Origin of the sequence: Luteolibacter sp. Populi (assembly GCF_040801775.1) — a bacterium.
Classification (GTDB): Bacteria; Verrucomicrobiota; Verrucomicrobiia; order Verrucomicrobiales; family Akkermansiaceae; genus Haloferula.
In genome coordinates this window covers 5840980-5867244 of record NZ_CP161812.1, presented here as the reverse complement: position 1 = coordinate 5867244, position 26265 = coordinate 5840980, and the positions used below count along the sequence as shown (strand labels likewise).

Sequence of the window (26265 nt, the reverse complement as noted above, 5' to 3'; positions counted from 1 at the left end):
TTGGCGATGGCGGCGGCCTTCTCATAGTTCCCGCGGAAGGCGGCGGAGATGCGGGCCATTTCGCGGGAGACCTCGAGCTTGGCCATATTGTCCTTCCGCGCGACGAGGGGGACGAGTTCCTTCTTCACGCGGGCGTAGCTGAGGTGGGAGGTATCGAAGAAGCGGGCGGAGGCTTCCGTGACGGTGGAGCCGGATTCGAACTTCTCCGATTCCTGGATCGCCTGCCAGGCCTGCCTCATCTCCTGGTGGGGGTCCATGCACATGGCGCGGTAGATCTGGCGCAGGGCATTGAACATATCGCCGGTGAGGGCGCCATCGGTACTCGAAGCCGCCGCTGCGCTCGTAGGGAAGGGCCACGGGATCGGCGAATTTTCCGGTGATATTCTCCGGGGTGTAGAGGTCCTTGCGCACGGGGAGGCGGCGGGGCGAGGCCTCGCGGGGGCCGCCCGGGATGCCGACCTTCAGATTCCAGAGCAGCTGGCCCTGATCGCTGAGGACGAAGGTGACGAACTCCTGCGCAATCTGCGGGCTGGGCGCGCCGCGGAAGACGGCGATGGGATCGACGCTGATGGAGGTGCCGCCGAGCGGGGCGGTCCAGATCAGCCGGGAGGGGCCGCGCTTGCCGAGCTTCTCCTCATAGGAGCGGCCGTAGAAGTCGATGCAGGTGCCGGCAACGGCATCGCCCTGGGCGACATCGTGCGGGATCTTGCTGGCGGCATCGGTGAAGTAGCGGGCATTCGCGGCCATGGCCTGGAGGAGATTGAGGCCGCGCTTCCAGCCCTCTTCCTTGCTGGCATCGGAGTCGCCCTTCTCCTTGATGACCTTCTTCATCTGCTCCTGGATCATCATCTCATACATCCGGGTGACGGAGCCGCTCTTGGTGGGATCGGCTAGGGCGATGTAGCCGAAGTAGGCGGGATCGGCGAGGTCCTCCCAGCGGTAAGGTGGCACGATCTTGAGGCGCGTGATCGAGTCGCTATTGTAGCAGATGCCCATCTGCGAGAGGCAGGTGCCGACCCAGAGGTGCTTGACATCATAGTAGTTCTCGCCGGTGAATTTTGCGGGGATGATGTCTTCCTTGAACCACTGCGGGTGGGTGGTGAAGACCTCGAGCGGGACGAAGCGGCCCTTCTTGGCATGGGTGGCGAAGTCGGGCTCGCCACCGCCGAAGAAGATGTCCGTGCCGATGCCGGAGGACTTGATTTCCTCGGCGGCCTCGAAGGAGCTGTTGATCACGCGGGTGATGTCCGAGGTGCCGCCGGGGATGCGCCAGTCGATGTAGAGGGTGCGGCCGGTCTTGTTCTTCCAGTAGGCGGCGAAGGCCTCCCCGAACTCCGAGCGGATGGTCTCGTTGTGCGGGGTGATGATGACGAGGCGGTCCTGGGCCTGGCTGGCGGCGGCCAATTCCGAGCTGCGCCGCATGATGATCGGCGCGGCGATCACCGCTATCAGCAGCAGCAGGATGGGAAGGAAGCGGCGCATCATGGGCTCGAACGATCGTCAGGGTCGGTCAGGCTTGGAGCACGGCGACATCGAGGTGGCGGGCGGTGAGGCGCAGCACGGTCTCCCCGGGATCACGGACGACGTGGGGATTGAGTTCGACGACCTGTTGCGGGCCGACGGCGGTCTCGACGAGGTACTGGATGCGCTGCCCGAGGTAGCTGCGTTCGGTGATCTTGCCGGTGATGGGATTCTCGCCGCTCTGGGCTTCGAGACGCCAAGCCTCGGGGCGGATCGAGAGGACGACGTTATCGCCGGGCTCGGGGATCCAGTCGGGGCGGGTCAGGCGGCCGACGAGCGGGCCGGCGGCGGACTCGATCATGGCGAATTCGCCGCGGACCTCGAGGACGGTGCCCTTGACCAGATTGGTCTCGCCGATGAAGCCGGAGACGAAGGCGGTGTGGGGATTCCGGTAGACTTCCTCGGCGGTGCCGAGTTGCTCGATGCGGCCCTTGTTGAGGACGGCCATGCGGTCGGCCATCGAGAGGGCTTCCTCCTGGTCGTGGGTGACGTAGACGCCGGTGAGGCCGCCTTCCTTGACGATGCGGCGGATCTCGCGGCGCATCTCGATGCGGAGCTTGGCGTCGAGATTCGAGAGCGGCTCATCGAGCAGCAGGCACTTCGGGCGGACGACGAGGGCGCGGGCGAGGGCGACGCGCTGCTGCTGGCCGCCGGAGAGCTGGTCGATGCCGCGATCCCCCATGCCGGCGAGATGGACGAGTTCGAGGGCTTCCCCTACCCGCCTACGGATTTCGGCTTTCTCGATTTTCCGCTCCTCCAGGCCGAAGGCGACGTTGCGCTCGACATTGAGGTGGGGCCAGAGGGCGTAGCTCTGGAAGACCATGGCGGCCTCGCGCTTGTGGGGCGGGAGGCCGGTGACGTCCTTCTCCCCGAAGAAAATCGAGCCGGAGGTGGGGGTTTCCAGGCCGGCGATGCAGCGCAGGAGGGTGGTCTTGCCGCAGCCGGAAGCGCCGAGCAAAAAGAACAATTCGCCCGCCGCGACCTCCACGCTTACGCCGTCGAGTGCCGTAACCTGGCCGAATTGTTTGACAATCGAGTCCGCGCGAATGGCATCCATGAAGCTGGCGGTATGCTTTCCGCCGCGGCGGTGCTGGCAAGCCGGAAGCATGATCCGCGCCGGGAAAAGGAGAGGAGAGGGTAAAGATTCTCTTGCCAAGTCCGGGACCTCCGCCTAAATCCGCGGCCCACCAAACACCATGTGCTCGGGTGGCGGAATTGGTAGACGCGCTAGACTAAGGATCTAGTGGAGTAATCCGTGGGGGTTCGAGTCCCCCCTCGAGCACCATTCTCTAAGAGAGAACGATTTAGGGAGCCTGCAAAGGCTCCCTTTTTTCGGTTGGAAAACGCCAAGTCCCAATTTGGTCCCAATTTCCCGAGGGTCACTTCTCCCCGTCCTGCTTCCCCACCGGCCCGCGGAATGGTCCAAGCGGTTCCGGGTGTGGGAAAAGGCATGCAGTGAGGCGACGGAGCTATCCATTCGACCGTCGTGATATCCATTGCCACCAGGGACCGTTCTGCGGGCCGGAGGCTCCGCGCTCCCAGCGGTAGAGCCGTCCTCGGAGCGGACATTTCCGGTGGTGCGGCGGTGAGGGACCATTTGTGCGGACCACCTTTCAAAAGCAACTCCGGTGCTAAGAGACTGCTGGGGCGCGAGACGCCCCTCCTTGGGGAGCCTTTAGCGCTTCTTGAGATGCTTGTCGGCGAAGGCGAGATACTGCTGCCAATCGAAGGGCAGCACGTCGTGCTTCCCGGTGCGGACGTGGTAGCCGATGCCGCCCTGCACGGGGGTGTCCAGGGGTGGCCAGGTATCGGAAGGAAGGCCTTCTGCGCCTAACAGGCGATACACGGGTTCCGCGGCCTTGGCTCCGGCGAACTCGCCTTCGGGGTCGGAGTTCTTGTCATCGATGGCGCTGGCGACGTAGAGCGGGCGCGGGGCGATGAGGGACAGTATCATGTGCTGGTCGAAGGGCAGATCCTTGTCCCGGCCGATGTACTTGCGGAAGCTTTTGGCGAACCAGTGCGGGAAGACGGTGTTCAGGCGCTTGATGTCCTCCCCCACCCCGCGGTGGAAGAGCTTGGCGCCGCCGGCACCGGATTCGTTGCTGATGACCAGGGCGAAGCGTTCGTCGTTGGCACCGGCCCAGAGCGCGGCCTTGCCGAGGCGGGAGAAGCCGAAGAGGGCGACGCGCTTCGAGTCGATGGAGGGCTCCTTCTCGATCACGTCGAGGGCGCGGCTGAGGGACCAGGCCCAGGCGGCCATGGTGGTGAAGTTGTCCTGGCGCTGCTGGAGATCCGGGTAGAGCGGCGGGATGCCGGTGGCGAAGTAGGGCTCGTGATCGGGCGCGACATCCTCGCGATACATGGTGGCGAGGGCATAGCCGCGGGCGATGATCTCCTCGACGTTCCACTGCTTCGCGCCCTTGCCGCGCATCTCGTCGGTGGCGCGGTGATCGCTGCCGGGCTCGCGCGAGTCGATCCAGCTCTCGGTGAGGCGGATGGCGGGGTCGGCATGGACGGAGTGATTGCCGCCGAAGTTCAGGCCGAGGAAGGCGGGGACCGGGGCCTTCGCGCCATTCGGGACGTAGACTAACAGGTCGATGCGCGGCCCGGGTTTGCCGCCCGGGTAGATGGCGGTCTGGATGCGGGTGGCCTTGCCGTTGAGGGCCTGGGTATCGCGGTCGAAGACTTCGAAGGTGAGCTTCTCCGGCTTGGGCGGAGAGACGCCATACATCTCGCGGGCGAAGAGTTCGAGGAGCTCGGGACGGCGTTTCTCGCGCCACTCTCGGGCGGTGGTGATCTTGGTGCCGTCCTTGGCGACGAGGGGATCGGGGAGGTCGGCGGCGTGGAGGGTGGCGGTGAGAAGCGAGAGAGGGATGGCGGCCGCACGAACGGCTCTTCCGCAGGGAGCGCGGAGCCACCCGGCCCGCAGAGTGGTCCAGAGCTGCGAGGTACACTTGAGGGTCTGGAGCATCGCGATGGCAATTTTTTCTGTTAGGGTCTCGTGGGGAATTCCGCCGTCTTGGACCACTCTGCCGGGCGGTGCCCCGCGGTCCCAGGGAGGCCGTCCGTTGTTGGCGGCGCTGGGATTGTCGGGAAGGCCTTGGGACAAGCGGTTGAGGGGCTCGAGACGAGCCCCCCTTCTTGTTATTTGGCAGGCTCCAGCTTGGGGGCTTTCTTGCCGGTGAGGGCCTTGAAGGCGGCACCGGCCATTTCGCCCGCACCTTCGGTGTTCGGGTGGACCTTGTCGGGTAGAAGCTCGGGGTGCTTTTCCAAGGCTTCGTGCATGTCGATGGTGCCGAGGTCCATGTCCTTGGCGAGCTTGTCGATGCGCTTGATCCACTCCTTGTTGTTCTTCTCGTTGATGCCGAAATTGCCGGGCTCGGGCACGGGGCATGGGCGGCAGACGTAAACGCGCGGCTTGCTGGGGAGGGCTTGGAAGGACTTCACCAGCTCGGTGTAGTCGGCCACGAATTCGCTCTCGAACTTCCAGTTCTGCGGCTTGGTGTCGTTGGTGCCGAGCATGATGATCACGACGTCGGGCTCGCTTTTCAGCGCGTCCTGATACTTGGCTTCGTTCCAGTAGGGGAAGTCACCCTTCTTGAGGAGGGTCCGGCCGCTGACGCCGAAGTTGCCGACCTTCCACTGGTCGCCGAGCATATCCTGAAGCTGGGAGGGGTAGGACTTCCCGGCCGCGGCTCCGGCGCCCTGCGTGATGCTGTCGCCGATGCAGGCGACCTTCACGGGTGCCTTGTAGTCGGCGGGCTTGATCGGGGTCATGGGGGCCGCGAAGAGATTCGCGGCGGCGAGGAAGGCGACGGCGGAGATGGCGAAGGGTTTCATCGGCGGTAGTAAGGGCAGTGTGGGCGGAAACTTTCAGGGACGTCGAGTCATCACCATGCCCGGGGCTGCTGCATTTGGAAAAATGAACCGCGAATGGACGCGAATTCTGATGAAGACGATGGCGGCTGTTGAGGAGAACAGCGCGGAGTGTCTTGGTGCAGCTACCCTGTCACCGTGCTAGCGGCTGCTTGACCCGGTTTGCGATCGGGGGCAGAAGGAGAGGATGGGAAGGTGGCGAGCGATCTTGTTCCTGCTTGGACTCGGCGGTCTCTTCGTTGCTTGGCCGCGCGCGCTGAAGCTTCGCGATGGAGGTGGATTGACCGGGGAAAGCCCGGCGGCAGCGGTCGCAGGGTCGGCCGGGACGTCGGCGAAGCAGGCCAAGTCGTCCCGCCGTTCGCCGGGTCCGGATGACGAGTCGGACTCACGGATCCTGGAGGCGCTGCGCTCGACCGATGCTGCGGAGCATGCCCTGGCGCTTGAGACGCTGCTGCCGGAGTTCATCCGGCGCGACCCTCATGCGGCGATGGATCTGGTGCTCGGTCTGAAATCGTGGGAACGCCGGGAAGCGACGCTGCTGGCCGCGAGCGGGAAATTCGGTGCGGGCGATCCTGCGGTGGCGATCGGTTGGCTGAACAAAGTCGAGGACGAGACGGAAAAGAGAATCTGCCGGGCCGCAGCCTGCCGGCGGATGATTGCCACCGTTCCGGAGACCGCGATGATGCTGGCCGAATCGGACCCCGGTCTGGTGACGGAATTGGCAGGGGCTTGGGTGAGCCGTTCTCCGGACGAGGCGTTGAGGTGGATTGCGGCGCACAAAGATCCGGAGCAAGGGGACCGGCTGTGGGCGGCGGGGCTTCTCGCCCTGGCGGAGAAGTCCCCGGAACGAGCGGCAAACCTCGCAGTGGATCACATCGATTCCGAGCACTTGCAGGCGGAGGCGGTGATCTCCGTGCTCCATCAGTGGGTCCTGCAAGACCGCAAAGCCGCGGCGGAGTGGGTGGAATTGTTTCCGGAGGGTCCGCTGCGCGCGCGAGCTGAGGGAGAATTGTCAGGCACACACTAAACCTATCTCACAGGCCAAACGTAGATATAGGACCCAAACCCAAAACAACCCAAGAACCATGAAGTACTCCATGGGCCGATTCATCGGCCTCCTGATGGTGGCGCTCCCTTTTTGCGCCGATGCAGCGGGCAATAACTGGATGAATCCGCTCGATGGCAACCTGCCGTTATCGAACCTTTCGATCCCCGGGACCCATGACTCCGGGGCGCTGGTCGAGCCGATCGCCGGCACGGCGAAGTGCCAGAACCTGAGCATCACCGACCAGCTCAATGCCGGGGTGCGCTTCCTGGACATCCGCTGCCGTCACATCAACGACGCCTTCGCGATCCACCACGGGCAGGTCTATCAGAACATGAACTTCACCGACGTCCTGAATGCGACGATCGGCTTCCTGAATGCGAATCCCGGGGAGACGGTGATCATGAGCGTGAAGGAGGAATACAATGCCACGGGCAACACGCGCTCCTTCGAGGCGACCTTCGATTCCTACGTGGCGGGCAATCCGTCGAAGTGGGTGCTGGGGTCGGCGATCCCGACGCTGACGCAGGCGCGCGGCAAGATCGTGCTGTTCCGGCGCTTCGGAGCCTCTGGCACGCCGAAGGGCATCGATGCCTCGAACTTTCCGGACAACACGACCTTCAGCACCGGCGGGACGCTGCGGGTGCAAGACCGCTACAACGTCTCTAACAATAACGACAAGTGGAACCAGATCCTGCAAGTGCTGAATGAAGCGCGCTACGGCGGTCCGGGCACGCTGTATGTGAACTTCGCCAGCGGCACGAGCAGCGGCATCTTCGGTATCCCGAACATCCCGACGGTGTTTAACAACATCAATCCGCGGATCACGACGTTCTTCGGGGCGAACACCAGCGGGCGCTTCGGGGCGCTGTTGATGGACTTTGCCGATGCAGCGAAGTGCACCGCGATCTACAACACGAATGCGCCGGCAGGCCGCCCGGTGTATCGCCCGGCTTACTTCATGATCGTGAACCGCAACAGCGGCAAGTGCCTGGACCTGATCGGCGGCAACACGGGGAACGGCGCGCAGATCAACCAGTGGACTTACGACTACAACGGCCCGAACCAGCGCTGGGTGCTGGCGCCGACGGAGAACTCCGATCACTTCCGGATCTCCTCATGGGTCAGCGGGAAGAGTGCGTGCATCGAGATGGATTCCACCGCGGCGGGCGCGAAGGTGCATTCCTTCGACTACACGGGAAACAACAACGGGCAGCAATTCGACCTGATCGACGCGGGCAACGGCTACTACAAGATCCGTAACGTGAAGAGCAACCTGGTCCTGCAGATCGCCGGAGCGGGCACCGCGAACAATGACCGCGTGGAGCAGGCGGCGGACAGCGGGACGATCAACCAGCAGTGGCGCTTGCAGCCGTGGGGCGACTACTACGCGCGCGCTTCCACCGGGAAGTATATCTGCATCGAGAGTGCCGGCAGCAGCAATGGCAACCCGGTGATCCAGTATTCCTGGGAGAACAACCCGTGGTTCAAGTGGCGTTTCGAGAGCGTGACCGACGGCCACCTGCGGGCTTCCAGCCTCAATGCGCTGACGCGGGTGCTGTGCGTGATGGGAGGCACCAGCACGAATGGCGAGGACTGCCAAATCTACGACTACAACCCGGCGAACGCGGGCGACCAGAAGCTGCGGATCCTGCCGAAGACCAACGGGCAGTTCAAGTTCTACTTCGTCCACGACGCGATGAGCTGGGACATCCCCGGCGGCAACGGCGCGAACAACGTGCGGCTGGAGCAGTACCCGAACAATGGGAACGTGTGGCAGGACTTTTCCTTGGAACGCGTGCCTTGAGGTGAGGGCAGCGGGGGTATTGATCGAAAGGTTCGCGAGATGGCGTTCCCCAGCCGATCGATGCCCCCCCTTTTGCGGCGCAGCCGCCATCGTCCGGGGACGTCACGGTAATCGAACACATTCACTCCGCAGCAGGCCGCTGATGGTGCCGGGACACTGCGGCAGAGGCTGGCCATCGATGACGGATACCGGGACCACGCCGCGGATGGCGGAGGTGGTGAAGGCTGCATCGCATTCTAACAGGTCTGCGCGCGTCAGGATCGTTTCGTCTGTTTCGATCTCCAGGTCGCGGCAACGTTCCAGCACCCGCTGGCGCATGGTGCCGGGGAGGCAACCGGAGGAGAGCGGCGGAGTGGCGATGCGCCCTTCGCGGACGAGGAAGATGTTCGAGGTGGTGGCTTCGCAGAGTTCGCCGCGGGTGTTGTAGAAAAGCGCTTCATCGGCACCGGCGCGGCGGGCCTGGTCGAGGGCCAGGAGGTTCTCCGCGTAGGAGAGACATTTGATTCCCGCGAGCGGCGAAAGTTCGTTGCGGGGGAAGGAGGCAGTGGCGAGGCTCAGCGATGCGGGTGCATCCGCGGCTGGCGTCGCGGTGATCCACAGCAGCGAGTCGTTACCTTGCGAGAGCGCACGAAGGTCGCCGCTGCCGGCGGAGAGGGAGATCCGGACGCGGGCCCGGCCTCGGGTCAGGTCGCGGCGGACGAGGAGTTCATGGATCGCGATGGCGACTGCGCTGCCGTCGATGGGGTCGAGGCCGAGGCGTTGCGCCCCCTCCTCCAGCCGCGCGAGGTGGAGATCGAGCGCGCGGGCTTGGCCGTCGATGGCGAGCAGTGTCTCGAAAAGGCCGAGGCCATGGGACAGGCCGCGATCCGTGACTGCGATGGCCAGGGGGCCATCGAGGAACTCGCCATTGCACCAGACCGGAGACACGCGGCGGACTCTGGGGGAATGGCGGGAAGCTTCCCAGCCCAACTTGCAAAGTTGCGCTACTTCGTCCTGCGGCGATGCTGGGCGGGTTGAACTACCTCGCCCACCTGTTGCTGGCCGAAGCCACGCCCGCCTCGCGGGTGGGGAACCTGTTAGGCGATTTCGCGACCGGACGGCCGGAGTCCTTGGTGGAGCGGTTTCCGCCGGCGGTGGTCGCGGGCATCGTCCGCCACCGGGCGATCGACCGCTACACCGACAGCCATCCGGTGATGGCGCGCTTGCGCGAATGCGTGGCCCCGTCGCGACGGCGCTTTGCCGGTGCGATCGTGGATCTGATTTACGATCACTTCCTGACGCGGCATTGGGCGGATTATTCGCCGCAGCCGCTGGTGGAATTCGTAGGGGAGTGCAACGAGGCGCTGAGGCAATACCGGGCGATCCTCCCTCCGGAGCTCGGCGGGACCTTGGAGGAACGGATCGCGGACCGCTGGCTGGAGGGCTACGGCACGGAGGCGGGCCTAGCGAATGTCTTCCGCCGCGTGGCCCTGCGGAGGGCGAGCTTCGCGCCGGTGCGCGGGGCGATCGAGGACCTGCAGGGCCACCGCGTGGAGTTTGAAGCGGGCTTCCGGGAGTTCTTCCCGGAGCTTCAGGCATGGGTGAAAGCTTGCGGGCCGGAGAACTCGCCCTAGCTTTCCGCCGTCGATGCGAATTCTGATTTTCACTGCCGGTGCGCTGATCTGCCTGCTCGGTTTCCTTTCCTTCAAGAAGCCGGAGGACTTCACCCTTCTCCAAGGCGGATTGACGCTCGGCGGCGGGCTGATCATCTGCGGACTCTTCTCGATCCGCTCGAAGTGGCACGGCTTGGCGGGTGCGGGGATTCTTAGCTTCCTAGGGCTGACGCGGACCGTGCCGGCCTTCTGGTCGATGCGCGAGGACGGGGCGGCCGCGCGCTTCGAGGCGGCGGTGGCGGTGATTTGTCTGATTGTGTTCGTGCTGGCGCTACGGGCCCTGCTGGCCGAGCGCACGCGTCTGGCGGTGGAGCGGCTGAAGGCGGGTGACCTTCGCCGGTGAACGCCCGGTAGTGGAGCCGTCAGACTTGCGGGGGGTCGGCTTGGACCGGCACCGCTAGGACCTCTTCTGCCATGGCCTTGCGGGTGGTGCGGAGGCCGGCGATCAGCCGCAGGGTCACCAGCCCGCCGATGCTCAGCCAGAAATAAAAGGCCCGCGGCGCGGCGCGGGAGATCTCGAGCGGAAGCTCTGCCAATGGCAGCAGGGTACCCGCGGCGAAGAAAGGCATGGCGACGGGAGAGATGCTGAACAGCCAGACCGACAGCACGTTTTTCTCCAGCGGAATGCACACGGCGCCGAGCATCAGCGGCAGCGCTCCGATGAAGATGGCGGCCATTCCCACCGCCCGCAGGCCCTTGCCCTCCAGCAGCACTTGATAGGAGATGCCCAGGACCCCGAGCACCGCGGCAAAGTATCCGAATACCGAAGGCGGCAGGTATTGTCCGAACCAGCGCGACTCGACCAGGCCGCGGGTAAACAGGAACCATCCGCCCGCCCCGGCCAAGGCCATGACCAGTATCCACCAGAAGGCCGTCGCGGGATCCGAGCGCAGGGCCAGCGAGGATTCGCCCTGCTTGCGGGCCCGCCGCCACCCGCGGATCTGGTTCTCCGTATTCGGCGTGATGATGGTGGCCAGAACGAGGATCAGGGCAAGCGTCGCCAATCCGTAGAGGCCCGACATGCCGACTGCCTCCAGTGGCTGGGGTCTCCAATGGGTGAAACGTTCCAAGGAAAATCTCCGCAACTCGCGCGAAGGGAAGAGGCTGCCCGGATCGATCAGGGGCAGGGCATTGCCGAGGAGCAGAACCTGAATCCAGACGAAGAAGCCCGTGGCCCACAATTTGCCCAAGAGGTGGGATTCATCCCGGCGCCACTTGCGGCAGAGCATGATCACAAAGGTGACGATGAGGCCGCCTTGGCAGAAGAGGGTGAAAACGAGTTCAGGCAGATCGAGATCGAAGAATTTCGCGGTCGGAGCCAGGCGGCGCAAGGTCTCGAGGTATGCCGCCGCCTCGCGCGGGGCGATGGAAGGCAGGAGTTCCTCCACCACCGGTTGGACGGTGAGGTACTTGAAGAAGACCAGCCCGAACTTCGCGAGCTGCGGGATGACCGAGTAAAGCGCGAAGACCGTGCCGATGGAAACGAGGAAGGCCCAGCGGCGATTCTTCGCGACGGTGCCGATCAGTAGCCCGGTCATGTGGTAGAGCAGGGCGGAGCTCAGCATCACCGTGTAGACGGGAAGCCAGGATGCCATGGTGATATTCGCCCGCCAGATCAGCCACGCCGTGAAGGGTAGCGTCGTCAGGAACATGACGTATTCCCTGACCGGAAGTCCGAAGAGATAGCCGATCACCTTCGAGATCGGGCTCATGGGAACCAGGCGCTGGTAGTCGATCACCCCCTCGTCCCGCTCGGCGGTCATACTGCCGGAGACCATGGCGGTGCCAAGCATGAAGAGGACCAGGCCCTGTAAAAAGAAGATGGCGGGAAGATAGTCACGAGCCTTGGTTTCGGTCCACTGCAGCTTTTCCGCCACCGGGTCCCCGAGGTGAGTCGCGGTACCTTTGGCTGCCGCAACGACAAGTTCGTCGATCTGGCGGTGATGCCGGAGCGTCTCGGCATAGTTCAAACCGCAGATGAATCCGCAGATTAACACCGTGATCAAAAGCCAGACCGCCAGGCCGCGGGGACGGAGCCGCGATTGGCAGTAGCGGCGGAAGATCGGATTCCGCCAGAGGTTCCACGCCGAATGGCGCGCTGAAACCGGTATGGGCGCGGGAGGCTGATCGGGATTCATGAAATTCGGTTCGATTCGGCCACGCCCACCAGGATGTCCTCGAAGGAACTGCGCTTTTCCTCAAAGGCCCGCATCTTCACGCCGAGGCCGATGATGCCCGCCATCAGCTCGGCTTGCATCGCATCCGTGCCCTTGAAGCCGAAGACGATGCTCGCTCCATCGATCCGGAGTTCGTGGACGCCGGGTTGGGATGAGAGCCAGGCGGCGGCTTCCTCGTGCCGGTCGAGCAGGGCTGCGGTGATGGTGCGCTCATTGTTGCCGAGCTTTTCCCGGACCTGCTCCACGGTGCCGGAAGCCAACAGCTTGCCGCGGTTCATCACGCACAGGGAGGTGCACATCTCGGCGAGCTCGCTGAGGATGTGCGAGCTCACGAAAATCGTCGCGCCTTCCTTAGCGATGCGGCGCAGGACATTGCGCAGGTCGCGGCGTGCGAGTGGATCGAGGCCGCTCGCCGGCTCGTCCAGCACCAGCACGCGCGGGCGGTGGAGCAGGGTTTTCGCCAGCACCACGCGCTGGGTCTGGCCGCGGGAAAGGGCCTTGCACCAGTTGTTGCGCTGCGGGGTGAGGTCGACTTCCGCCAGGCATTCCGCCACCCGCTCCTTGCGCTGCGCGCGGGTGCCGAGGCCATAGGCGTCCGCATGGAACTCCAAGAACTCCCACACCTTCAAATCGGAAGGCACCGGTGCCAGATCCGGCATGTAGCCGATGACGCGGCGGGCGCTCTCCAGATCTTCCAGCACGTCCACGCCATCCAGGATCACCTCCCCGTAGGTCGGCTGCATGAGCGTGGTGATCACGCGGAAGGTGCTGGTTTTGCCGGCGCCGTTCGGCCCGACAAGGCCGAAGACCTCGCCGCGTGGCACGGTCAGGCTCAGGTCGTCCACGGCGATGAAATTGCCGTAGTCCACGCGCAAGTCGCGGACATCGATGGCGGGAGTTTCGGGACTCATGCGGGAATCAATAGTCATCGAGCACGTCCCAGGAAGAAGGCATGGCGAAGCCCATCTCTGCCATCTCCCGCTGCGCCTCGTCGCGGCGGCGCTGTTTCTCCGCTTCCCACTGCTGGCGCTGCTCGGGCCGCAGTACGGACATCATGGCCTGATTGCGGTCGCCGGCAGGAGCGGCTCCGATCTCCCCTGCGCCGCCCTCCAGTTCCATGGCCGGATCATAGTCGCGGGAATTGCGGGCCATGATGCCGAAGACCTGGTCGCGCTGGGCGGGATCGAGATTCACGATCGAGTCCACCCGGGTCACCCGCATGTCGGCCTCCTGCTGGACGCGCTGGGACTTCTCCGTGATCCGGTCGTCTTGGAAGGTGGCCAGCTTGTCGCCCTTCAGGGTGCCCGCCATGAAGCTGTCGAGGCCATCGTCCCAACGGGTGTCTTGGGTTGCTCTCGCCATGTCCTCCATGGTTGTGCCGTCGCGCGAGATCAGATCGCTGAAGCGCTTGGCCTCATCCTCGACCTTCTTGTCGAAGAACTTCTTCAGCTCTGCCTGCTGCCCCTCGGTGAGATCATACTTGCGCGTCAGCTCGCCGGTCATGCGGTCCATATTTCTCTTCTCCTGGCGGACGCGCATGCGGTCGAAGATCGGCGAAAGATCGCGCATCAGCGGTTGCGCCGCGCGGAAAATATCATCCGGGCTGATCGCCCGGCCGGCGGCGAGGTCGTCCTTGATGTCGTGAATGCCATCGGCAAGCGTGCGCCCGCCGCGCTTGGTCCGGCCCGGGCCCTCGAGCGCGAGGATCCGGTTTTCCGCTTTCCTGAGCGCCGCTTCCGCCTTGTCCGCCCGCTCTTCCGGCGAGCCCTCGGGACCGGGCAGGCTGTCCTTGAAAAGCACCGCGCCGGCACCGCCAACAGCCAGGCCAACGACCAGATAAATCAGGGAGCGGAAGTTGTTCGGGAGGGCCATGTGCGAAGGGAGGGAAAAGTGGCTGCGTGAAGGCATGTCACCTGCCGTGTGAAAAGGCGGTGAACTCGAATCATCGGAAACGCTGGGGAATTTCCCATGGGAATCACAGCCATTTCTTCCCATCGCATCGGATGGACAAAGCTGCGCGCTTGTGACGTTATCCTCCGATGCGGCTCTTGCTTTTCTGCCTCCTGCTGGTGTCGCCTGCCCTTGCCGCGGAGAAGCGGATCGCGGTCTTCGTCGGGCTCTGCGACAACGCGACCCAGGGCATCGTGAAGGTCGGCGCGAAGATCGGCGACGGCAACAAGCCCGACGATAACCTCTACTGGGGCTGCACCGATGGGCTGCGCTCCTACTTCAAGGCCAGCAAACGGTGGAAGCTGGAGAAGCACGAGACCGCGACCGGCGACGAGCGGATCTACGAGCGCCTGACCTTCCGCCATGTGACGGAGGATGCGGTGCTGGTCGCGGAGGCTTGGCGGGGCTCGAACTTGAAGGAGTGCTACGTGGCCTTCGAGCAGGCGCTGGTTTCAGGAAAGCAGGATCTGGTCGCCTTCATCGGCCACAATGTACTGATGGACACGGAGATCGACCCGCCCGCCGCGAAGGCTGCGGGAAAGGTCGATGCGGTGGTGCTGTGCTGCAAGAGCGACACCTACTTCGACACGCGCCTGAAGGCCGCCGGGGCGCGACCAGTCCTACTGACCACGCAGTACATGTATCCAGGCTCCTTCATCCTCCACGCCGCGTTGGAAGCCTGGCTCGCCGGTAAGGACCGGCTGGCCCTGCGGACGGCGGCGGGCGCGGCCTACGCGCGGAATCAGAAGATCAAGGTAGGGCCGGCGACGGGGGTGTTTGTGAAGATGGAGCCGTGATGGAAGGAGGCCATCACGCGCTGGCGGCCGTATCCGGCACTGTGACTACCTTGGTCTTCGCCCAATCGTCGCCGAGACGACGCAGGGGCTCTCCCTTTTCCTTCTTGCTGTATAAGATGTAGATTTCCACGAAGGCGAAGAAGGGAATGACCCACGCGAGGTTCCGCACGATGCTGGCTTGCCAATTCCCCGAAAGGCTTGCGCCCTTGGCGTCCACGGCGCGGGTCTTCATTGCTTTCTTGCCGAGGCTCTGGCCATCCAAGAAAGGCAGCGCATCGCGGGTCAGGAAATAGGCTATCGACAGCAGCCCGGCGAGGCCTCCGCTCAGGCGGCCGACGATAAGCTGGACTCCGACAATCACAAAAAAATCGATCAGCGCCCCGATCATCCGGGTATCGAAAGCCGCTTCCTTCGCCTCGCCGGTAGGAATCTCGTCACTGTCCATCTTGGCCGGCTCCTGCTGCTTCGGCGGGACGTGGGTTTCGAGCATCGGGCCCGGTGCCACGGTCGCCGGTGGTGGCGGCACATTCGGAGGGGGCATGGGTGATGGCGGCGGCATCGCCGAAGGCGGCGGTGGCGGCGGCATATCCGGAGGCGGAGGAGTGACGGAGGACTGTGGCTTCTCTGGCTCGTTTTCCATGGCGACTTCTGGCACTCTAGCAGAAGGGGACCCGCGGTCGAGGAACAAGATTGGCACCCGTACCGATCCTGTGCAGATGAACGGCTCTCCCGGAGCGCGCCCCCTACCCTATGCCGCCGGCACTTCCCGGCTCAAGCGCTGCGATGCGACCAGCGAGCCGAGGATCAACACTCCGCCCGTGGCGAAGGACCAGCCCGGCCGCTCGCCGAGGAATAGCATCGACTCCAGCGTGGCCGCCAGCGGGATCAGGAGGCGGTAGCCCGCGAGCAGCGGCATCGGGTGCAAAGTCGACAGGTGATTCCACAAGCTGAAGGCCGCCGCCGAGACGAAGGCTAGCCAGAGGGTCAGCCAGATCGCGGCGGGCGGCATCAGCAGCGCCGCCTTCGGGAAGGATCCCGCCCCCGCCAGCAGCAGCCCGAGCCCGCCGCCGAAGAGCGAGAAGCCCGTCGCCGCCCGCGCTCCGATGGTCTTCTTGAGCGCGGCGAATTGCACCAGCCCGAGCGTGCCCAAGCCGGTCGAGCCGAGCAGCAGCGCGGTGCCCAGCCAGGGATTCCCCATGCCCGACTTCTCCGAACCCGCCGCGACCGCCACTCCCACACCGCCAACCGCGATCGCCAGCCATTGCGCCGGTCGCGGCCACGCCACGCCCCCCACCAGCGGGCCCAGCAGCATCCACCAGAAGCTGCCCAGCGAGGACAGCAGCCCGGCCAAGCTGCCGCTCGCCGCGGAAATCGCCAGGTAGAACAACAGGTACTGTCCAAAGGTCTGCGTGATCCCGAAGCCTAACAGCGCCCGCTTGGGCGTCGCCTTGAACTCCGCCCAGGGCTGCCGCGCCACCACCAGCAGCATCAGCCCCGCCAGCGTGAAGCGCACCCCGGCGAACCACCAGCAATCGACCGCCGTGGGATGCAGGCCCTCCTTCTCCCAGATCAGGTAGACCGACTTGATCCCCGGAAACGCGCTGCCCCATAGCAGCGCGCACAGCGCCACCGGCGGCAGAACCTTGGACCACCGGTGCTCCCCGCCGCTCACGCCGGAAACGCTGCGGAGCCGGGATCGAAAGACAAGGAGGAACCGCCAAGACGCCAAGTTCGCAAAGGTCTGAAACTTGCGTTCTCGGGGTCACCGGACTCTGATTCTTGAAACCGCGAATGGACGCGAATAAAACCGGGGCAAGGCAAGCGGTCGGGATGAATGGCACGTTTCGCGGAACGTCCGCCCTGTGACTTTTCTAAATTCGCGTCCATTCGCGGTTGGATCTTTCTAGATGGGGTTGTCCCGGTCCCGGCCCATTCGCCCGCTTCCATCTTGCTCCCGGCCTGGCTTTTGCTACATGATTCTCCCATGCAGGTGGTGACCGATCAGATCCGGAATTTCCTCCAATACATCGCCGTCCAATTCATCGAGTTTCCGGCGGAAGCGCAGCTCAAGGTCACCGAGCTGGGCCCGAAGCGCTTGCGCTTCAAGCTGGTCCTGCGGCAATCCGACGTCGCGCTGCTGATCGGCCGCAACGGCTTCAGCGCCTCCTCGATCCGCGGCGTGCTCAAATCCATCTCCGAGCGCGAGGACGTGAACATCAACCTGCAGATCCATTCCCACGAGGAAGAAGCGGAGATGCTGGCGAAGGAGAAAAATCACTGACCGGATCCCGGAGGTCCCCTGCCCTGCGCATTTCCCCTCCGGCGGGTTCTCCTTGCCAAGCCGCGCCCGCGCCCGCTACTTTTCGCCCCGCCGCAAGTGGCACCCCCGGGTGCCCCGAAATGGTCCCGTAGTCCAATGGATAGGACGATGGCCTCCGAAGCCGTAGGTACAGGTTCGATTCCTGTCGGGACTACTTCCTAATACAGCGTGCATTCTTTGTCCCCAGAAGTGCGCGACGACTGGAGCGAAAAGGCAGCCCGCTTTCTCCGCCCGCCGACGGCCAACCCGATCGCAGCGAGCCCCAGGGATGATACTTCCGGGACCGCCACTTGACTCATCGCATCCGGACCGGTGGCGAAGCGGATATAATCGTAATCCGCGATGGTGACCGGATTCGCGGAGAACAGAAGTGTCTCCCGCTGGATCGTGGCGAAGTCTAGGTGCGGTCGTGCGGCCAGAAGCGATCCGTTGACCCACAGATTGGGTGGTGCCGTTTTCCACGACGACGGTAGGACGCCGGGGCGGCACAAATGAAATGGGAGAAGCGACAGATGGATCACCGTCGCGAGACGTTGTCCGGCGGGAACGGAAAGCCTCCCCCTCCGCATTGCCCGAGGTTACTGTAGGGAGAGGAGTCTCTCGACGGCCGCTACCAAGTCGATATGCGATCCCGAAGGGTCGGCCGCTAGCGCGACTTCAAGCGCCGCATCGATCCGATCGCGATCCGCGGCGGGATGGCTTGCCAAAAAGCCGTCGCTGAAGGCCTTCCGATCCAATGATTCGGCAGGTGCCGCGACGTGGCTTTCATCTGACGTTTGATCAATTCGAGTTGGCATGGAGGAAATGGGTTCGAGCAAGGGAATCGAACCATTGCAGCAAGCGTACCCAACGGCATTGGCGGAGCACGGGCCGAAAGGAGGCCCGTGGAAGAGCGTTTTGCAATCGGGGCGCTGCAAATGGAGCTATCGCGCCTCGGCAGTTGCAACGGTGGCACCGGCGATCTCAGGCGGGGCATTGAAAACCCGCATCGCGGGACGGGGCACGGCAATCGCTAGACCGTGTGACCATGAATGAGAAAACTCCAAACGACGAGATTTCGAAACAACCGGACCTCAATCCTGACCCTATCACCGGGGAGCCCGGATCGCATCCGGTGGGGACCGGGATCGGGGCGGCAGGAGGCGCGGCGGGGGGCGCTGTGATCGGGGCGGCAGGCGGCCCGATTGGAGTAGTCGTTGGTGCGATCATCGGCGGCGTGGTCGGCGGCCTCGCGGGGAAGGGTGTCGCAGAGAACATCGATCCCACCGCGGAGGAGGCCTATTGGAAGGAGAACTACCAGCGCGAGCCCTACTACGCGGAGGACAAGGACTTCGCGGACTACGGCCCTGCCTATCAGATGAGCATGGCGCGGTATTCACCGGACTCCACTTTCGAAGATGAAGAGCCCGTGATGGCCGATGAATGGGATGCCACCAAGGGCAGCTCCCGCCTCCATTGGCTGGAGGCGAGGGCAGCAGCGAAAGCAGGTTGGGACCGGCTCCATCATCATTCCAAGGTGAAGGAAGAAGTGCCGGTTTGAGCGGGTCTCAAGCGAACTCTTGCACAGCCGCGATTCACCGCGAGGGTGATGGCATGACCCTTCCGCCTGAAATCTTGGAACACCTCCGCGCTTGCGATCACCACATGCTGGCCCGCGAATGCGACGACCGCTTTCCCATTGCAGAATTGGAAGAAGCCGCGCGCAGCGGGGTCGCCTCGTTGGACCTTGAGGAGTGGCTGGTGCAGCACCGGCAGGTCGCGATTTCAGACCCGGAACATCACCCGGAGACCTATGGGCAACAGCCGCCGGCTAGCGGGCAGGAAGCTGCTGCGAGGGTTACGGAGAAGAACTACGAGGACGGCCCGGCGGACTGATCTGTTAGCGAGGTGTGGGGGAGCGGTTGGCGATGCCGGGGTGGCATGCGCATTTCGACCGGCCCTCCGGGACGGGATTCCGGGGGGGATGGGGTCCGATGGCTTAACAACCGGTCAAGTTCCGCTACCCCTCCGGCGTTAAGAAATATTCGACCAATTCCAATCCGGACCGTGAACCAAACTGCATGCAGCAACCCGGATGCTTCGCGGCAGCAGGCTGCCTGCCGACAGCGGCAGCGGGCTCTGCCCCTTACCCACATCGTGTCGGCTGACGCGTTAGCGCCCGGGACCGCGGAGGCTCTGCCCCGCAGAATGGTCCATGGCAGCGCTCTCCATCGCGCGGCGGTGGCGGAAAGCGCCGTCGCTTGGCTGCCTGCCTCTCCGTGCCCAAGGCAGCCAGGGACCTTCTGCGGGCCGGTGGGTCCGCGCTCCCAGGGTAAGAGCCGTCCGTGAAGCATCACGGAAATGTGGGTAACGGTAACGGGCAGAACGGGCTGCCGCAGTCCACGGTCGCTGCGCGACTGCCGTTGCGGACACCTCTCGGTGAGTCGCTATCGCATTGGTCTAAGTCCTCGGTGAAGGCTCGCCTAACAGCACGGTCAGCACCGCTTGGCACCTCGCGTGGATGCCCGGTTCATTGCTGGCGCGGGGGCCGGCGACATTGAGGGTGCGGATGCCGTGCTCGGCCACGAAGGCGCGCAGTTGTTCCGCTGCGTCCGCATCACTGCGGCAGTCCAGGCGCAGGTGCAGACAGGGCTTGTGGTGGCGGCGGGCGAAGTAGGCGGTGGCTGCGGAGCCGCCGCTGAGTTCGCCGATCGTCAGGATCGCGGTGCCATCGCTGTGCTTCACGTTGCGCTTCGTGCGTGGCAGGTAGGAACTCGTCTCGGTTTCCACGAGCTGGTAGCGGTTGGGAATTCGCCCGTCCTCGGCGACGCGGCCGAGCGGGCACCAGCCGCCATGCGGGACGCCGCAGGCGATGGCGGCGTCCAGCGCCCCCCGGTCCGCGCCTGTCTGGCCGCCGCTGACGATGCGCTCGATCACCTGGCGAGAGACGGGACCGGCCGGATGTCCGAGCGGTCCTTCTGAGCGGCGTAGTCATACGGTCCCCGATCCTGCCGCGGCGGCGGGAGACTGAGGGCGACGAGTTGATCGCCCTCTTCCACATAGTAGTGCCCGCCCGCGGGCAATTTTTCCTCCGAGCGGACGAGGCAGCCGTCTTCCCATGTATCGATGATCTCCGCGCCCATGAGCAGCGTGATGCCCTTCTCTGCCTCTCTCACGTAAATGTCGGTTTCCATAGCGTGGCACGATGACCCCGATCCGCGGGCGCGCAAGAGGACACGCGCCGCACTGCGGCACTCTCCTGATCCTTCTCACTGGTGAACCGGTTAATGTGTTCATACGAACACAATTCACCCTGAATTGTCAAGCCCCGTTATCTCTGGCGAAATTTCACCGCCACGCAGAGCACGAACTCCTCCTGTCCGCCATCGACGGTGCCGGGCTGGAAATTCCAGGTGCCGACCGTGCGCTGAATCCGGCGGGCAAGGTAATTATCGGTCAGTTCGAGACACTTGGCGCGCTGCACGCGGCCCTCGCTATCGACCACCATCGCCACCCAGACATCCTTGTCGATGGCGACGGGGCGGTAGATCCACGGGTAGGACGGCGCGGGGATGTGCGAGGCCTCGGGATAGACGACGCGGTGGCCGCGGTAGCTGCGCATGCGCGCGGCCTCCTCCGGAAATTCCCTTTCACTCTTCGCGGCCATCTGGTGGCCCACCGTGCCATGCATCGCCGTGCCGTGATCCGGGAGGGCCGGCGCGACCGTGGAGGTCATCTCCCGCATGACGCAGGAGGGCAGGAGCAGCCCGGCCAGGAGCAGCATCAGGGTGGCAAAGGCGTGATATCTCATAAGGAGGATTTCACTACGCTAGAGCGCGGCCGGGATCGGGACAAGATGGATTTGTAGGAAGAGCGGGTGCCCTCACCGCAGTTCGGCGACCGGAGTTGCGCCCGGTCCCGCCGCGGCTAGGCTCGCGCCATGAAACCGCTCTTCCCACGGCCCATGATATCAGGTGCCTGGCCGGGCGTGGTGCTGGCGGCGGCGCTCCTGGCGGGCTGCCAGCGCAAGGAGGAGACGGTGGCCCGGCAGCCGGATTCCCACGCCAAGAGCGGCCTGCGCGGCGAGGCAGCCAAGGCACCGCGGGAGAGCCTGAGCCCGGCGACCCGCCAGGAATTCGAGGACATCCTGGGGCAGATGGAAGGAAACCGGGGCCGCTTCGCCGAAGCCTATTTCAGCGAAAGTCCGCTGGACCGTTTCTTCACCCGCATGACGCCGGCCGAACTCGGGGAGATTCTCGCCCGCCTCGGCTACCCGCCCGGCTCGGACGACGAACGGGCGATCCTGAAACGCTACGTGGCGATGAAGGCGAAGGACGACATCGCGGCCTGCAAACAACTGCTGATCGGGCGCGAGGATCCGCTGCTGGCCAATCTGTGCATGGTCTCACTTGCCGGGGTCGATCCGCAGGCGGCGATGGAGGTTCTCGACGCCGTGATCGGCAAGGGCACCCTCCGTCAGGCGGCGCTGCTCAATCTTTTCAATGCGGCGGCGCGCGCCGACCTGGTGCTCTCCGTGAAACTGTCGCAAGCGCTGGAAAACCCGCGGGAGCGGGCGGCCACCGCGGTGGAACTGCTCGGCAATGAGGATGTCGCCACGATTCCCATTACCACCGTGCTACCACTGATTCTGAACAACCGGGATGCCTTCTCCGGCAGGGACCGGATCTACGCGATCCAGGCGATGCGGAATCATCCGGCCAAGGAGATCACGCGTGAACTCGATCCCGGCGACGCGTGGCAGCGCGCGATCCTCCTCGACTACCTGGCCGACCGTGGCCGGGGCGGGCGGGAGGACGTGCGGGATTACCTCGATTCGGAAGCGGGCAGGATGCTCTTCACCGAAGCGGAGCGGGAGAAGGTCATGGCGACCTTCGGTGCGGACCAGCGGGGCGGAGGCCACGAGCATCCGTGAGGGGTCACAGAAATGCCTGTCCATCCCGCGCCCGGCGGTGATGAATGGAATCACTGTATGAAATCCTGTTTCCCCCTGATTTCGCTGTGCCTGGGAATGGCCTTCACCGCCACCGCACCCGCCGATGAAGCGGTGGACTGGAGCGGGGTGCAGGGGGAGGTGAAGGCCTGGCACGCGAAGGCGGCTCCGGCGGGTGAGAAGACGGAGTCGCGGCTGCGCGTGGTCTATTTCCATGGCAAGGACCGTGCTCCCCTGCCCGACTACCAAGGACGGCTGACGCGGGTGATGAATGACATCAGCGATTTCTACCGCGACGGGATGAAGCGCTACGGCATCACCAACGAAGGTCTACCGCTGGAGCGAAATGCGGACGGCAGCCTGCTGCTGCACATGGTGGAGGGACAGAAAGATTCCGCGCAATACAACTACGCATCCGGCGGCGAGACCGAGGCGGAGATCCGCAAGGCGCTGGCGGGAAAGGTGGATCTGGACCGCGAGTTCGTACTGGTTCTCTATGGGCAGTGCTGGGAAATCCCGGACGGGCGCTGGGGCTTCTACTCGCCGTATTACGGAAAGGTCGGCTCCTGCCAGCGCTGGGGATTTTGCCATGCGGCGGATTGCCCGGTGCTCGATCCCCTGCTGCTGAAGGAGACCGGGAAGCGCTTCAAGTATTGGGAGCACTACGGCGACCGCGATCAGACGGTGGCGCAGTTCAATAGCTTCTACCTGGGCGGGATCGCGCACGAGCTCGGTCACGGCCTCGGGCTGCCGCATGAGTGCGAGAGCCCGGTGGAGAAGAAGGAAACGGGCATCAGCCTGATGGGCGGCGGAAATCTGACTTACCGCCAGGATCTCTGGATGCCGCGGGCGAAAGCGAGCTTTCTCACGACGGCCAGCGCGGTGCGGCTGGTCTCGCATCCGCTGGTGACCGGTTCGCAGGCCGGGCGTTTCGAGGAGACGGAGGGGGATTTCGAGGCGCTGGAAGCGAGCGGCTCCAGCCGCAAATTGACCGTGAAGGGCAAGATCACAGGAAAGATCCCCGCCTACGCGGTGATCGCCTTTATCGATCCGCCGGGCCACAGCGACTACGATGCCCGTACCTGGAGCGTGCCGGTCAAGGAGGGCAGCTTCGCGCTGATGGACATGGAGCTTTCTCCGACCTTTGGGAACGTGCGACTGACAGCCTGTTTCATGAATGGCGCAACGACGACGATCGGTGCCGACTTCACCGTTCCCGGCACCTTCGTCCAGGCGTTGAACCGCTCCCGGCTCAATGGCATCGAGGCCGCGGTGGCGCGAGCGATTCCCGAAGCCGCGGGGATGGTCGAGCGGGCCAAGCGGATCGCGAACATGGATGGCGACTGGCAGAAGAGCATCGCGCTGTTAGACCGCTGGGTCCGGCCCGCTGCGCCGCTGGCCGATCTGGAGAAGACCGGGCTGGATTCCTGCTATCTCTCGGATGCGGTCTGGCGCGAGGCGAAGTCCGGCTGGGCGGGAACCCCGCGCGACCGCTGGGGTGCGCCTCCGGAATACGGCCAAGGGCTCTTTCTGCGGATCGCCGGGGAGCTTCAAGACAAGGGGCTGCCGGCGCACTGCCCTGCCAGCCATGTTTTCAATACCGCGGGCCGCTGGAAGAAGTTCCAGGCGACCGCCGGTCTGCGCGACGGGGCCGGTGCGGGGGCGCGGGCGATCTTCATCGTGAAGGGCGATGGCAAGGAGTTGTACCGTTCGGCGCAGTTGCCGGAGGGCAAGATCGCCAGCGTCGATATCGATATCACCGGGGTGAAGGAACTGAGCCTGGAGACAGAGAGCGGGATGGAGCACAGCCACACCTGCTGGGCGGTGTGGGGCATGCCGGTGGTGAAGAAGTGAGGCGACGGCCGGGCCAGAGCTCACTCCGCCGGCTTTGCCCCTACCCTCACCCAGCGGGGCTCGACCATTTTTTCGATCACCACGCCGCGCGGGGAAGTGCCATGCTCGGGGACCCGGAGGCTCAGGATGACCGTGGCAACATGGCTGGGCGCGCCGTCGCAGTAAACCTCCAGCATCTTCGCGACCTCGCTCCCTGCCGGCGCGTAGCCGAAGAGGACCTCTCCGGAATCGCGGGTCGTGAGACGGAAGCAGCGCCAGTGGCCGCTGTCGGAGAATTCGTGGACGAAGTGGACGTCGCGCATCGCCCAGACCCGGAATTCCATTGCTTGGCCAGACGGACGCTCCGTCACGTAGCGGTCCCAAGGGACGGGCTGATAGCAAACGAAAGTCTCCCAATCGACCTTGGCTTCGGTCGGGCCGGTCTGCTCCAGCAGCAAGCTCTGCAGCGGCCCACCGGCGACTTCCGCCTGGACGACCCAGAAGGGTTTTCCGTCCAGGGTTTCCGGGCGGAACAAGGGCATGTTCTGGAACTTCACCGGGACCGGCGGCTTGAGTTTCCAAGCCTGCTCGATCAGTGGCTTCACCCGTTCCGGATCGCGGATCAGGGGCAGGATCTCATCGATGGAATCCGCGGCGAGAAAGCGTTTCACGACGGATTCCACGGAATCCACCAGGCGGCGGGCGACAGCATCGTCGTGCTCGTCCTCCTCCTCCATTTCGCGGGCCACTTCGTGGGCATGCTCGGCCTTGACCTCGCCTTGGCGCATGGTGCGGATCGACCAAACGCCCGCTCCCACGACCAGCACGGCGATAAGCAGGAACCAGCCGTGCGGGATACCGGCCACGCGGGTTCCTTCGCCGCCCCACGGATGCTCGATGTTCTCCGCGGGTTCCGGGGGTTCGAGGATCGCATCAATGCCGGGCTCGATACTGCGGCCTTCGAAGTGCTCGCGGACCTCGCTTTCCAGACGCTCAGCGGGTTCGGGGCGAGCGGGCATGGGCGCGACCTTCAGGACCGGCTCGGGAGCCAGGGGGCCCTGCGGCTTAAGCCGCAGCACGACCGCCGGCGGGGGGGCGGGTCCGTCGTCGTCGACGACGCGTAACCGGGGGATGGGATCGGGATCGGGCATGAAAACGCAGACCGGAAAGAGAAAAGCCGTAAATGCCGTTCGACGCAATGCCCGGCTTTGAATAGACCCATGGCGAACGCCTGACGATGCCAGCCCGGATTCTCATTTGCACCGCCGCCTTCGGGGAAGGCCACAACAGTGCCGCGCGCAACCTGGCACTTGCCTTTCAGGAGGCCGGTGCCGAAGCCCGGGTGGTAGATCCGTGCATGATGGGCGCGCCCGTCAGCACGCGCTGGATCTGCAAGGGCTACCGGCTGATCACCACCCGCGCGCCGCGGCTGTGGTACCGGGTCTACCTTTCGACGGACAAGGTCGATTTCAGCCGCCAGCGGATGCCGCTGATGCGCAAGCCGGAACGGAAGCTAGGCGAACTGCTGGAAACCTGGAAGCCGGACGCGGTGGTCTCGACTTACCCGCTCTACCCGTATTTCCTGCAGCGCTTGCTGGAAGGGAATCCCAAGCCGCCGCAATCGTACACGGTGGTCACGGATTCGATCGAGATCAACGCGGCCTGGATCAAGGCCCCGACCGACGAGTGGATCGTCTCCGATCCGCACACGCGGGCCGCGATGATCAAAGCCGGATTGCCAGCGGAACGGTTGGTCGACACGGGCTTCCCCGTGCACCCGGATTTCTCGCGGATGGAGCCGGTGGCGGCGGACGATCCCTGCGAGCCCTTCCGCGTGCTGTATTTCACGACCGGGCGGCGCTTGCACGTGCGGCGGATTTCCAAGGCGGTCCTGCAGACCTCGCCGCGGACCCAGATCACCATCGTGCTGGGTAAGAACGTCCGGCACCTGTGGACCAAGGCGAAGGAGATCCGCGACGCCTTCCCCGGGCGGGTGAAGCTGAAGGGCTGGACCCGCAAGGTGCCGGCGCTGCTCAACTCGCACCACCTGGTAGTCGGCAAGGCCGGCGGGGCGACCGTCCACGAGGCGATCGCGGCGCGCTGCCCGATGCTGGTGCACCACCTCGTGCCGGGGCAGGAGGAAGGGAATCTACGGCTGCTGGAAAAAATCGGCGCAGGCAGACTGGCGGAGAGCCCGGAGGCGCTGCGCAGCGCCATAGCCGATCTGCTGGCGGACGATGCGGCGCTATGGCGGTCGATGAAGCGGAAGATGGCGCTGCACGGAAGGAACGCCGGAGCGATCTCGGCGGCACGGCATATCTTGGAGAGGTTGCCGGAGAGCTGAGCTTGGAAAGGCG

The 26265-nt window shown here is 64.6% G+C and carries 25 protein-coding genes and 2 tRNA genes; 13 read left to right on the top strand and 14 right to left on the bottom strand.

The features are described 5' to 3' along the window. Positions 1 to 21: 21 nt before the first annotated feature. Both ABWK72_RS23845 and ABWK72_RS23840 read right to left on the bottom strand, forming a co-directional pair. Positions 22 to 1485: an ABC transporter substrate-binding protein gene (locus tag ABWK72_RS23845; protein WP_367872081.1), complete on the bottom strand. Its 1464-nt coding sequence runs from the start codon at positions 1483 to 1485 to the stop codon at positions 22 to 24. A 25-nt stretch (positions 1486 to 1510) separates the two neighbouring features. Next, positions 1511 to 2578, bottom strand: a complete 1068-nt coding sequence (locus ABWK72_RS23840) for an ABC transporter ATP-binding protein (RefSeq protein WP_367872080.1) — start codon at positions 2576 to 2578, stop codon at positions 1511 to 1513. A gap of 143 nt (positions 2579 to 2721) precedes the next feature. Between ABWK72_RS23840 and ABWK72_RS23835 the strand changes: the two genes are divergently transcribed. Beyond that, positions 2722 to 2806: transfer RNA gene (locus ABWK72_RS23835), tRNA-Leu, on the top strand. A gap of 390 nt (positions 2807 to 3196) precedes the next feature. On the opposite strand, the gene ABWK72_RS23830 is transcribed toward ABWK72_RS23835, so the two are convergent. Continuing rightward, a complete protein-coding gene (locus ABWK72_RS23830; RefSeq protein ID WP_367872079.1) occupies positions 3197 to 4630 on the bottom strand; it encodes an acetylxylan esterase in 1434 nt (477 codons plus the stop codon). 35 nt (positions 4631 to 4665) lie between these two features. Beyond that, the gene (locus ABWK72_RS23825) at positions 4666 to 5361 is read right to left on the bottom strand and encodes a GDSL-type esterase/lipase family protein (protein WP_367872078.1); all 696 of its coding nucleotides are present in this window, start codon (positions 5359 to 5361) and stop codon (positions 4666 to 4668) included. A gap of 244 nt (positions 5362 to 5605) precedes the next feature. Here ABWK72_RS23825 and ABWK72_RS23820 point away from each other — a divergent pair, with 244 nt between their 5' ends. Together ABWK72_RS23820 and ABWK72_RS23815 are read left to right on the top strand one after the other, a co-directional pair. Then, entirely contained in the window at positions 5606 to 6424 is an 819-nt protein-coding gene (locus tag ABWK72_RS23820) for a hypothetical protein (RefSeq protein WP_367872077.1), read from the top strand. 58 nt (positions 6425 to 6482) lie between these two features. Continuing rightward, entirely contained in the window at positions 6483 to 8249 is a 1767-nt protein-coding gene (locus tag ABWK72_RS23815; protein ID WP_367872076.1) for a phosphatidylinositol-specific phospholipase C domain-containing protein, read from the top strand. Between the two features lie 102 nt (positions 8250 to 8351). On the opposite strand, the gene ABWK72_RS23810 is transcribed toward ABWK72_RS23815, so the two are convergent. Next, positions 8352 to 9176 carry an aminotransferase class IV gene (locus ABWK72_RS23810; RefSeq protein WP_367872075.1) on the bottom strand — a complete coding sequence of 275 codons (825 nt, stop codon included), beginning with the start codon at positions 9174 to 9176 and terminating at the stop codon, positions 8352 to 8354. An 86-nt stretch (positions 9177 to 9262) separates the two neighbouring features. Between ABWK72_RS23810 and ABWK72_RS23805 the strand changes: the two genes are divergently transcribed. Together ABWK72_RS23805 and ABWK72_RS23800 are read left to right on the top strand one after the other, a co-directional pair. Further along, positions 9263 to 9862 (top strand): ACP phosphodiesterase, encoded by a 600-nt coding sequence (locus tag ABWK72_RS23805; protein WP_367872074.1) that lies wholly within the window; start codon positions 9263 to 9265, stop codon positions 9860 to 9862. A 13-nt stretch (positions 9863 to 9875) separates the two neighbouring features. Beyond that, complete coding sequence (locus ABWK72_RS23800) at positions 9876 to 10244, top strand: hypothetical protein (protein WP_367872073.1); 369 nt, start codon at positions 9876 to 9878, stop codon at positions 10242 to 10244. Positions 10245 to 10263: 19 nt separating this feature from the next. Here the strand turns inward: ABWK72_RS23800 and ABWK72_RS23795 are convergent, their stop codons facing one another. The 3 genes from ABWK72_RS23795 to ABWK72_RS23785 are packed head-to-tail and all read right to left on the bottom strand — an operon-like array spanning position 10264 to position 13950. Continuing rightward, positions 10264 to 12039, bottom strand: a complete 1776-nt coding sequence (locus ABWK72_RS23795) for an ABC transporter permease (protein WP_367872072.1) — start codon at positions 12037 to 12039, stop codon at positions 10264 to 10266. Next, a complete protein-coding gene (locus ABWK72_RS23790) occupies positions 12036 to 12989 on the bottom strand; it encodes an ATP-binding cassette domain-containing protein (RefSeq protein WP_367872070.1) in 954 nt (317 codons plus the stop codon). Before ABWK72_RS23790 ends, ABWK72_RS23795 begins: the two co-directional genes overlap by 4 nt. Before the next feature lie 7 nt (positions 12990 to 12996). Beyond that, positions 12997 to 13950 carry a hypothetical protein gene (locus tag ABWK72_RS23785; RefSeq protein WP_367872069.1) on the bottom strand — a complete coding sequence of 318 codons (954 nt, stop codon included), beginning with the start codon at positions 13948 to 13950 and terminating at the stop codon, positions 12997 to 12999. 167 nt (positions 13951 to 14117) lie between these two features. On the opposite strand from ABWK72_RS23785, the gene ABWK72_RS23780 reads away from it, so the two are divergent. Next, positions 14118 to 14825, top strand: coding sequence for a hypothetical protein (locus ABWK72_RS23780; RefSeq protein ID WP_367872068.1), 708 nt, complete (start codon positions 14118 to 14120; stop codon positions 14823 to 14825). A 13-nt stretch (positions 14826 to 14838) separates the two neighbouring features. Here the strand turns inward: ABWK72_RS23780 and ABWK72_RS23775 are convergent, their stop codons facing one another. After that, on the bottom strand, positions 14839 to 15366 hold the full coding sequence (locus ABWK72_RS23775) for an RDD family protein (protein WP_367872067.1): 528 nt from the start codon (positions 15364 to 15366) through the stop codon (positions 14839 to 14841). Positions 15367 to 15573: 207 nt separating this feature from the next. Further along, positions 15574 to 16497 (bottom strand): DMT family transporter, encoded by a 924-nt coding sequence (locus ABWK72_RS23770; RefSeq protein ID WP_367872066.1) that lies wholly within the window; start codon positions 16495 to 16497, stop codon positions 15574 to 15576. 312 nt (positions 16498 to 16809) lie between these two features. Between ABWK72_RS23770 and ABWK72_RS23765 the strand changes: the two genes are divergently transcribed. The 4 genes from ABWK72_RS23765 (at position 16810) to ABWK72_RS23750 (ending at position 19020) form a co-directional block, all read left to right on the top strand. Beyond that, positions 16810 to 17106 carry a KH domain-containing protein gene (locus ABWK72_RS23765; RefSeq protein ID WP_367872065.1) on the top strand — a complete coding sequence of 99 codons (297 nt, stop codon included), beginning with the start codon at positions 16810 to 16812 and terminating at the stop codon, positions 17104 to 17106. A gap of 121 nt (positions 17107 to 17227) precedes the next feature. Beyond that, positions 17228 to 17299 (top strand) — tRNA-Arg (locus tag ABWK72_RS23760). A gap of 873 nt (positions 17300 to 18172) precedes the next feature. Continuing rightward, on the top strand, positions 18173 to 18685 hold the full coding sequence (locus ABWK72_RS23755; protein WP_367872064.1) for a hypothetical protein: 513 nt from the start codon (positions 18173 to 18175) through the stop codon (positions 18683 to 18685). A gap of 53 nt (positions 18686 to 18738) precedes the next feature. Further along, positions 18739 to 19020 carry a hypothetical protein gene (locus tag ABWK72_RS23750; RefSeq protein WP_367872063.1) on the top strand — a complete coding sequence of 94 codons (282 nt, stop codon included), beginning with the start codon at positions 18739 to 18741 and terminating at the stop codon, positions 19018 to 19020. Positions 19021 to 19584: 564 nt separating this feature from the next. Here ABWK72_RS23750 and ABWK72_RS23745 read toward each other — a convergent pair. The 3 genes from ABWK72_RS23745 to ABWK72_RS23735 all read right to left on the bottom strand — a co-directional run bounded on the left by ABWK72_RS23745 (position 19585) and on the right by ABWK72_RS23735 (position 20935). Next, on the bottom strand, positions 19585 to 20061 hold the full coding sequence (locus ABWK72_RS23745) for a putative molybdenum carrier protein (RefSeq protein ID WP_367872062.1): 477 nt from the start codon (positions 20059 to 20061) through the stop codon (positions 19585 to 19587). After that, entirely contained in the window at positions 20058 to 20318 is a 261-nt protein-coding gene (locus ABWK72_RS23740; protein WP_367872061.1) for a hypothetical protein, read from the bottom strand. The genes ABWK72_RS23745 and ABWK72_RS23740 overlap by 4 nt, the downstream gene beginning before the upstream one ends. Before the next feature lie 137 nt (positions 20319 to 20455). Further along, complete coding sequence (locus ABWK72_RS23735) at positions 20456 to 20935, bottom strand: hypothetical protein (RefSeq protein ID WP_367872060.1); 480 nt, start codon at positions 20933 to 20935, stop codon at positions 20456 to 20458. A gap of 129 nt (positions 20936 to 21064) precedes the next feature. Here ABWK72_RS23735 and ABWK72_RS23730 point away from each other — a divergent pair, with 129 nt between their 5' ends. Continuing rightward, complete coding sequence (locus ABWK72_RS23730) at positions 21065 to 22057, top strand: hypothetical protein (protein WP_367872059.1); 993 nt, start codon at positions 21065 to 21067, stop codon at positions 22055 to 22057. 57 nt (positions 22058 to 22114) lie between these two features. Then, on the top strand, positions 22115 to 23929 hold the full coding sequence (locus ABWK72_RS23725; protein ID WP_367872058.1) for an NPCBM/NEW2 domain-containing protein: 1815 nt from the start codon (positions 22115 to 22117) through the stop codon (positions 23927 to 23929). A 20-nt stretch (positions 23930 to 23949) separates the two neighbouring features. Here the strand turns inward: ABWK72_RS23725 and ABWK72_RS23720 are convergent, their stop codons facing one another. Then, positions 23950 to 25059 (bottom strand): hypothetical protein, encoded by a 1110-nt coding sequence (locus ABWK72_RS23720; RefSeq protein WP_367872057.1) that lies wholly within the window; start codon positions 25057 to 25059, stop codon positions 23950 to 23952. 86 nt (positions 25060 to 25145) lie between these two features. Here ABWK72_RS23720 and ABWK72_RS23715 point away from each other — a divergent pair, with 86 nt between their 5' ends. Beyond that, entirely contained in the window at positions 25146 to 26252 is a 1107-nt protein-coding gene (locus tag ABWK72_RS23715) for a hypothetical protein (RefSeq protein ID WP_367872056.1), read from the top strand. The last annotated feature ends 13 nt before the right edge of the window (positions 26253 to 26265 follow it).

Coding starts and splice junctions, on each gene's coding strand:
- ABWK72_RS23845 (WP_367872081.1), bottom strand. CDS start 1,485: ATGATGCGCCGCTTCCTTCCCATCCTGCTGCTGCTGATAGCGGTGATC.
- ABWK72_RS23840 (WP_367872080.1), bottom strand. CDS start 2,578: ATGGATGCCATTCGCGCGGACTCGATTGTCAAACAATTCGGCCAGGTT.
- ABWK72_RS23825 (WP_367872078.1), bottom strand. CDS start 5,361: ATGAAACCCTTCGCCATCTCCGCCGTCGCCTTCCTCGCCGCCGCGAAT.
- ABWK72_RS23815 (WP_367872076.1), top strand. CDS start 6,483: ATGAAGTACTCCATGGGCCGATTCATCGGCCTCCTGATGGTGGCGCTC.
- ABWK72_RS23800 (WP_367872073.1), top strand. CDS start 9,876: ATGCGAATTCTGATTTTCACTGCCGGTGCGCTGATCTGCCTGCTCGGT.
- ABWK72_RS23795 (WP_367872072.1), bottom strand. CDS start 12,039: ATGAATCCCGATCAGCCTCCCGCGCCCATACCGGTTTCAGCGCGCCAT.
- ABWK72_RS23790 (WP_367872070.1), bottom strand. CDS start 12,989: ATGAGTCCCGAAACTCCCGCCATCGATGTCCGCGACTTGCGCGTGGAC.
- ABWK72_RS23785 (WP_367872069.1), bottom strand. CDS start 13,950: ATGGCCCTCCCGAACAACTTCCGCTCCCTGATTTATCTGGTCGTTGGC.
- ABWK72_RS23780 (WP_367872068.1), top strand. CDS start 14,118: ATGCGGCTCTTGCTTTTCTGCCTCCTGCTGGTGTCGCCTGCCCTTGCC.
- ABWK72_RS23775 (WP_367872067.1), bottom strand. CDS start 15,366: ATGCCCCCTCCGAATGTGCCGCCACCACCGGCGACCGTGGCACCGGGC.
- ABWK72_RS23765 (WP_367872065.1), top strand. CDS start 16,810: ATGCAGGTGGTGACCGATCAGATCCGGAATTTCCTCCAATACATCGCC.
- ABWK72_RS23755 (WP_367872064.1), top strand. CDS start 18,173: ATGAATGAGAAAACTCCAAACGACGAGATTTCGAAACAACCGGACCTC.
- ABWK72_RS23750 (WP_367872063.1), top strand. CDS start 18,739: ATGACCCTTCCGCCTGAAATCTTGGAACACCTCCGCGCTTGCGATCAC.
- ABWK72_RS23740 (WP_367872061.1), bottom strand. CDS start 20,318: ATGGAAACCGACATTTACGTGAGAGAGGCAGAGAAGGGCATCACGCTG.
- ABWK72_RS23735 (WP_367872060.1), bottom strand. CDS start 20,935: ATGAGATATCACGCCTTTGCCACCCTGATGCTGCTCCTGGCCGGGCTG.
- ABWK72_RS23730 (WP_367872059.1), top strand. CDS start 21,065: ATGAAACCGCTCTTCCCACGGCCCATGATATCAGGTGCCTGGCCGGGC.
- ABWK72_RS23725 (WP_367872058.1), top strand. CDS start 22,115: ATGAAATCCTGTTTCCCCCTGATTTCGCTGTGCCTGGGAATGGCCTTC.
- ABWK72_RS23720 (WP_367872057.1), bottom strand. CDS start 25,059: ATGCCCGATCCCGATCCCATCCCCCGGTTACGCGTCGTCGACGACGAC.
- ABWK72_RS23715 (WP_367872056.1), top strand. CDS start 25,146: ATGCCAGCCCGGATTCTCATTTGCACCGCCGCCTTCGGGGAAGGCCAC.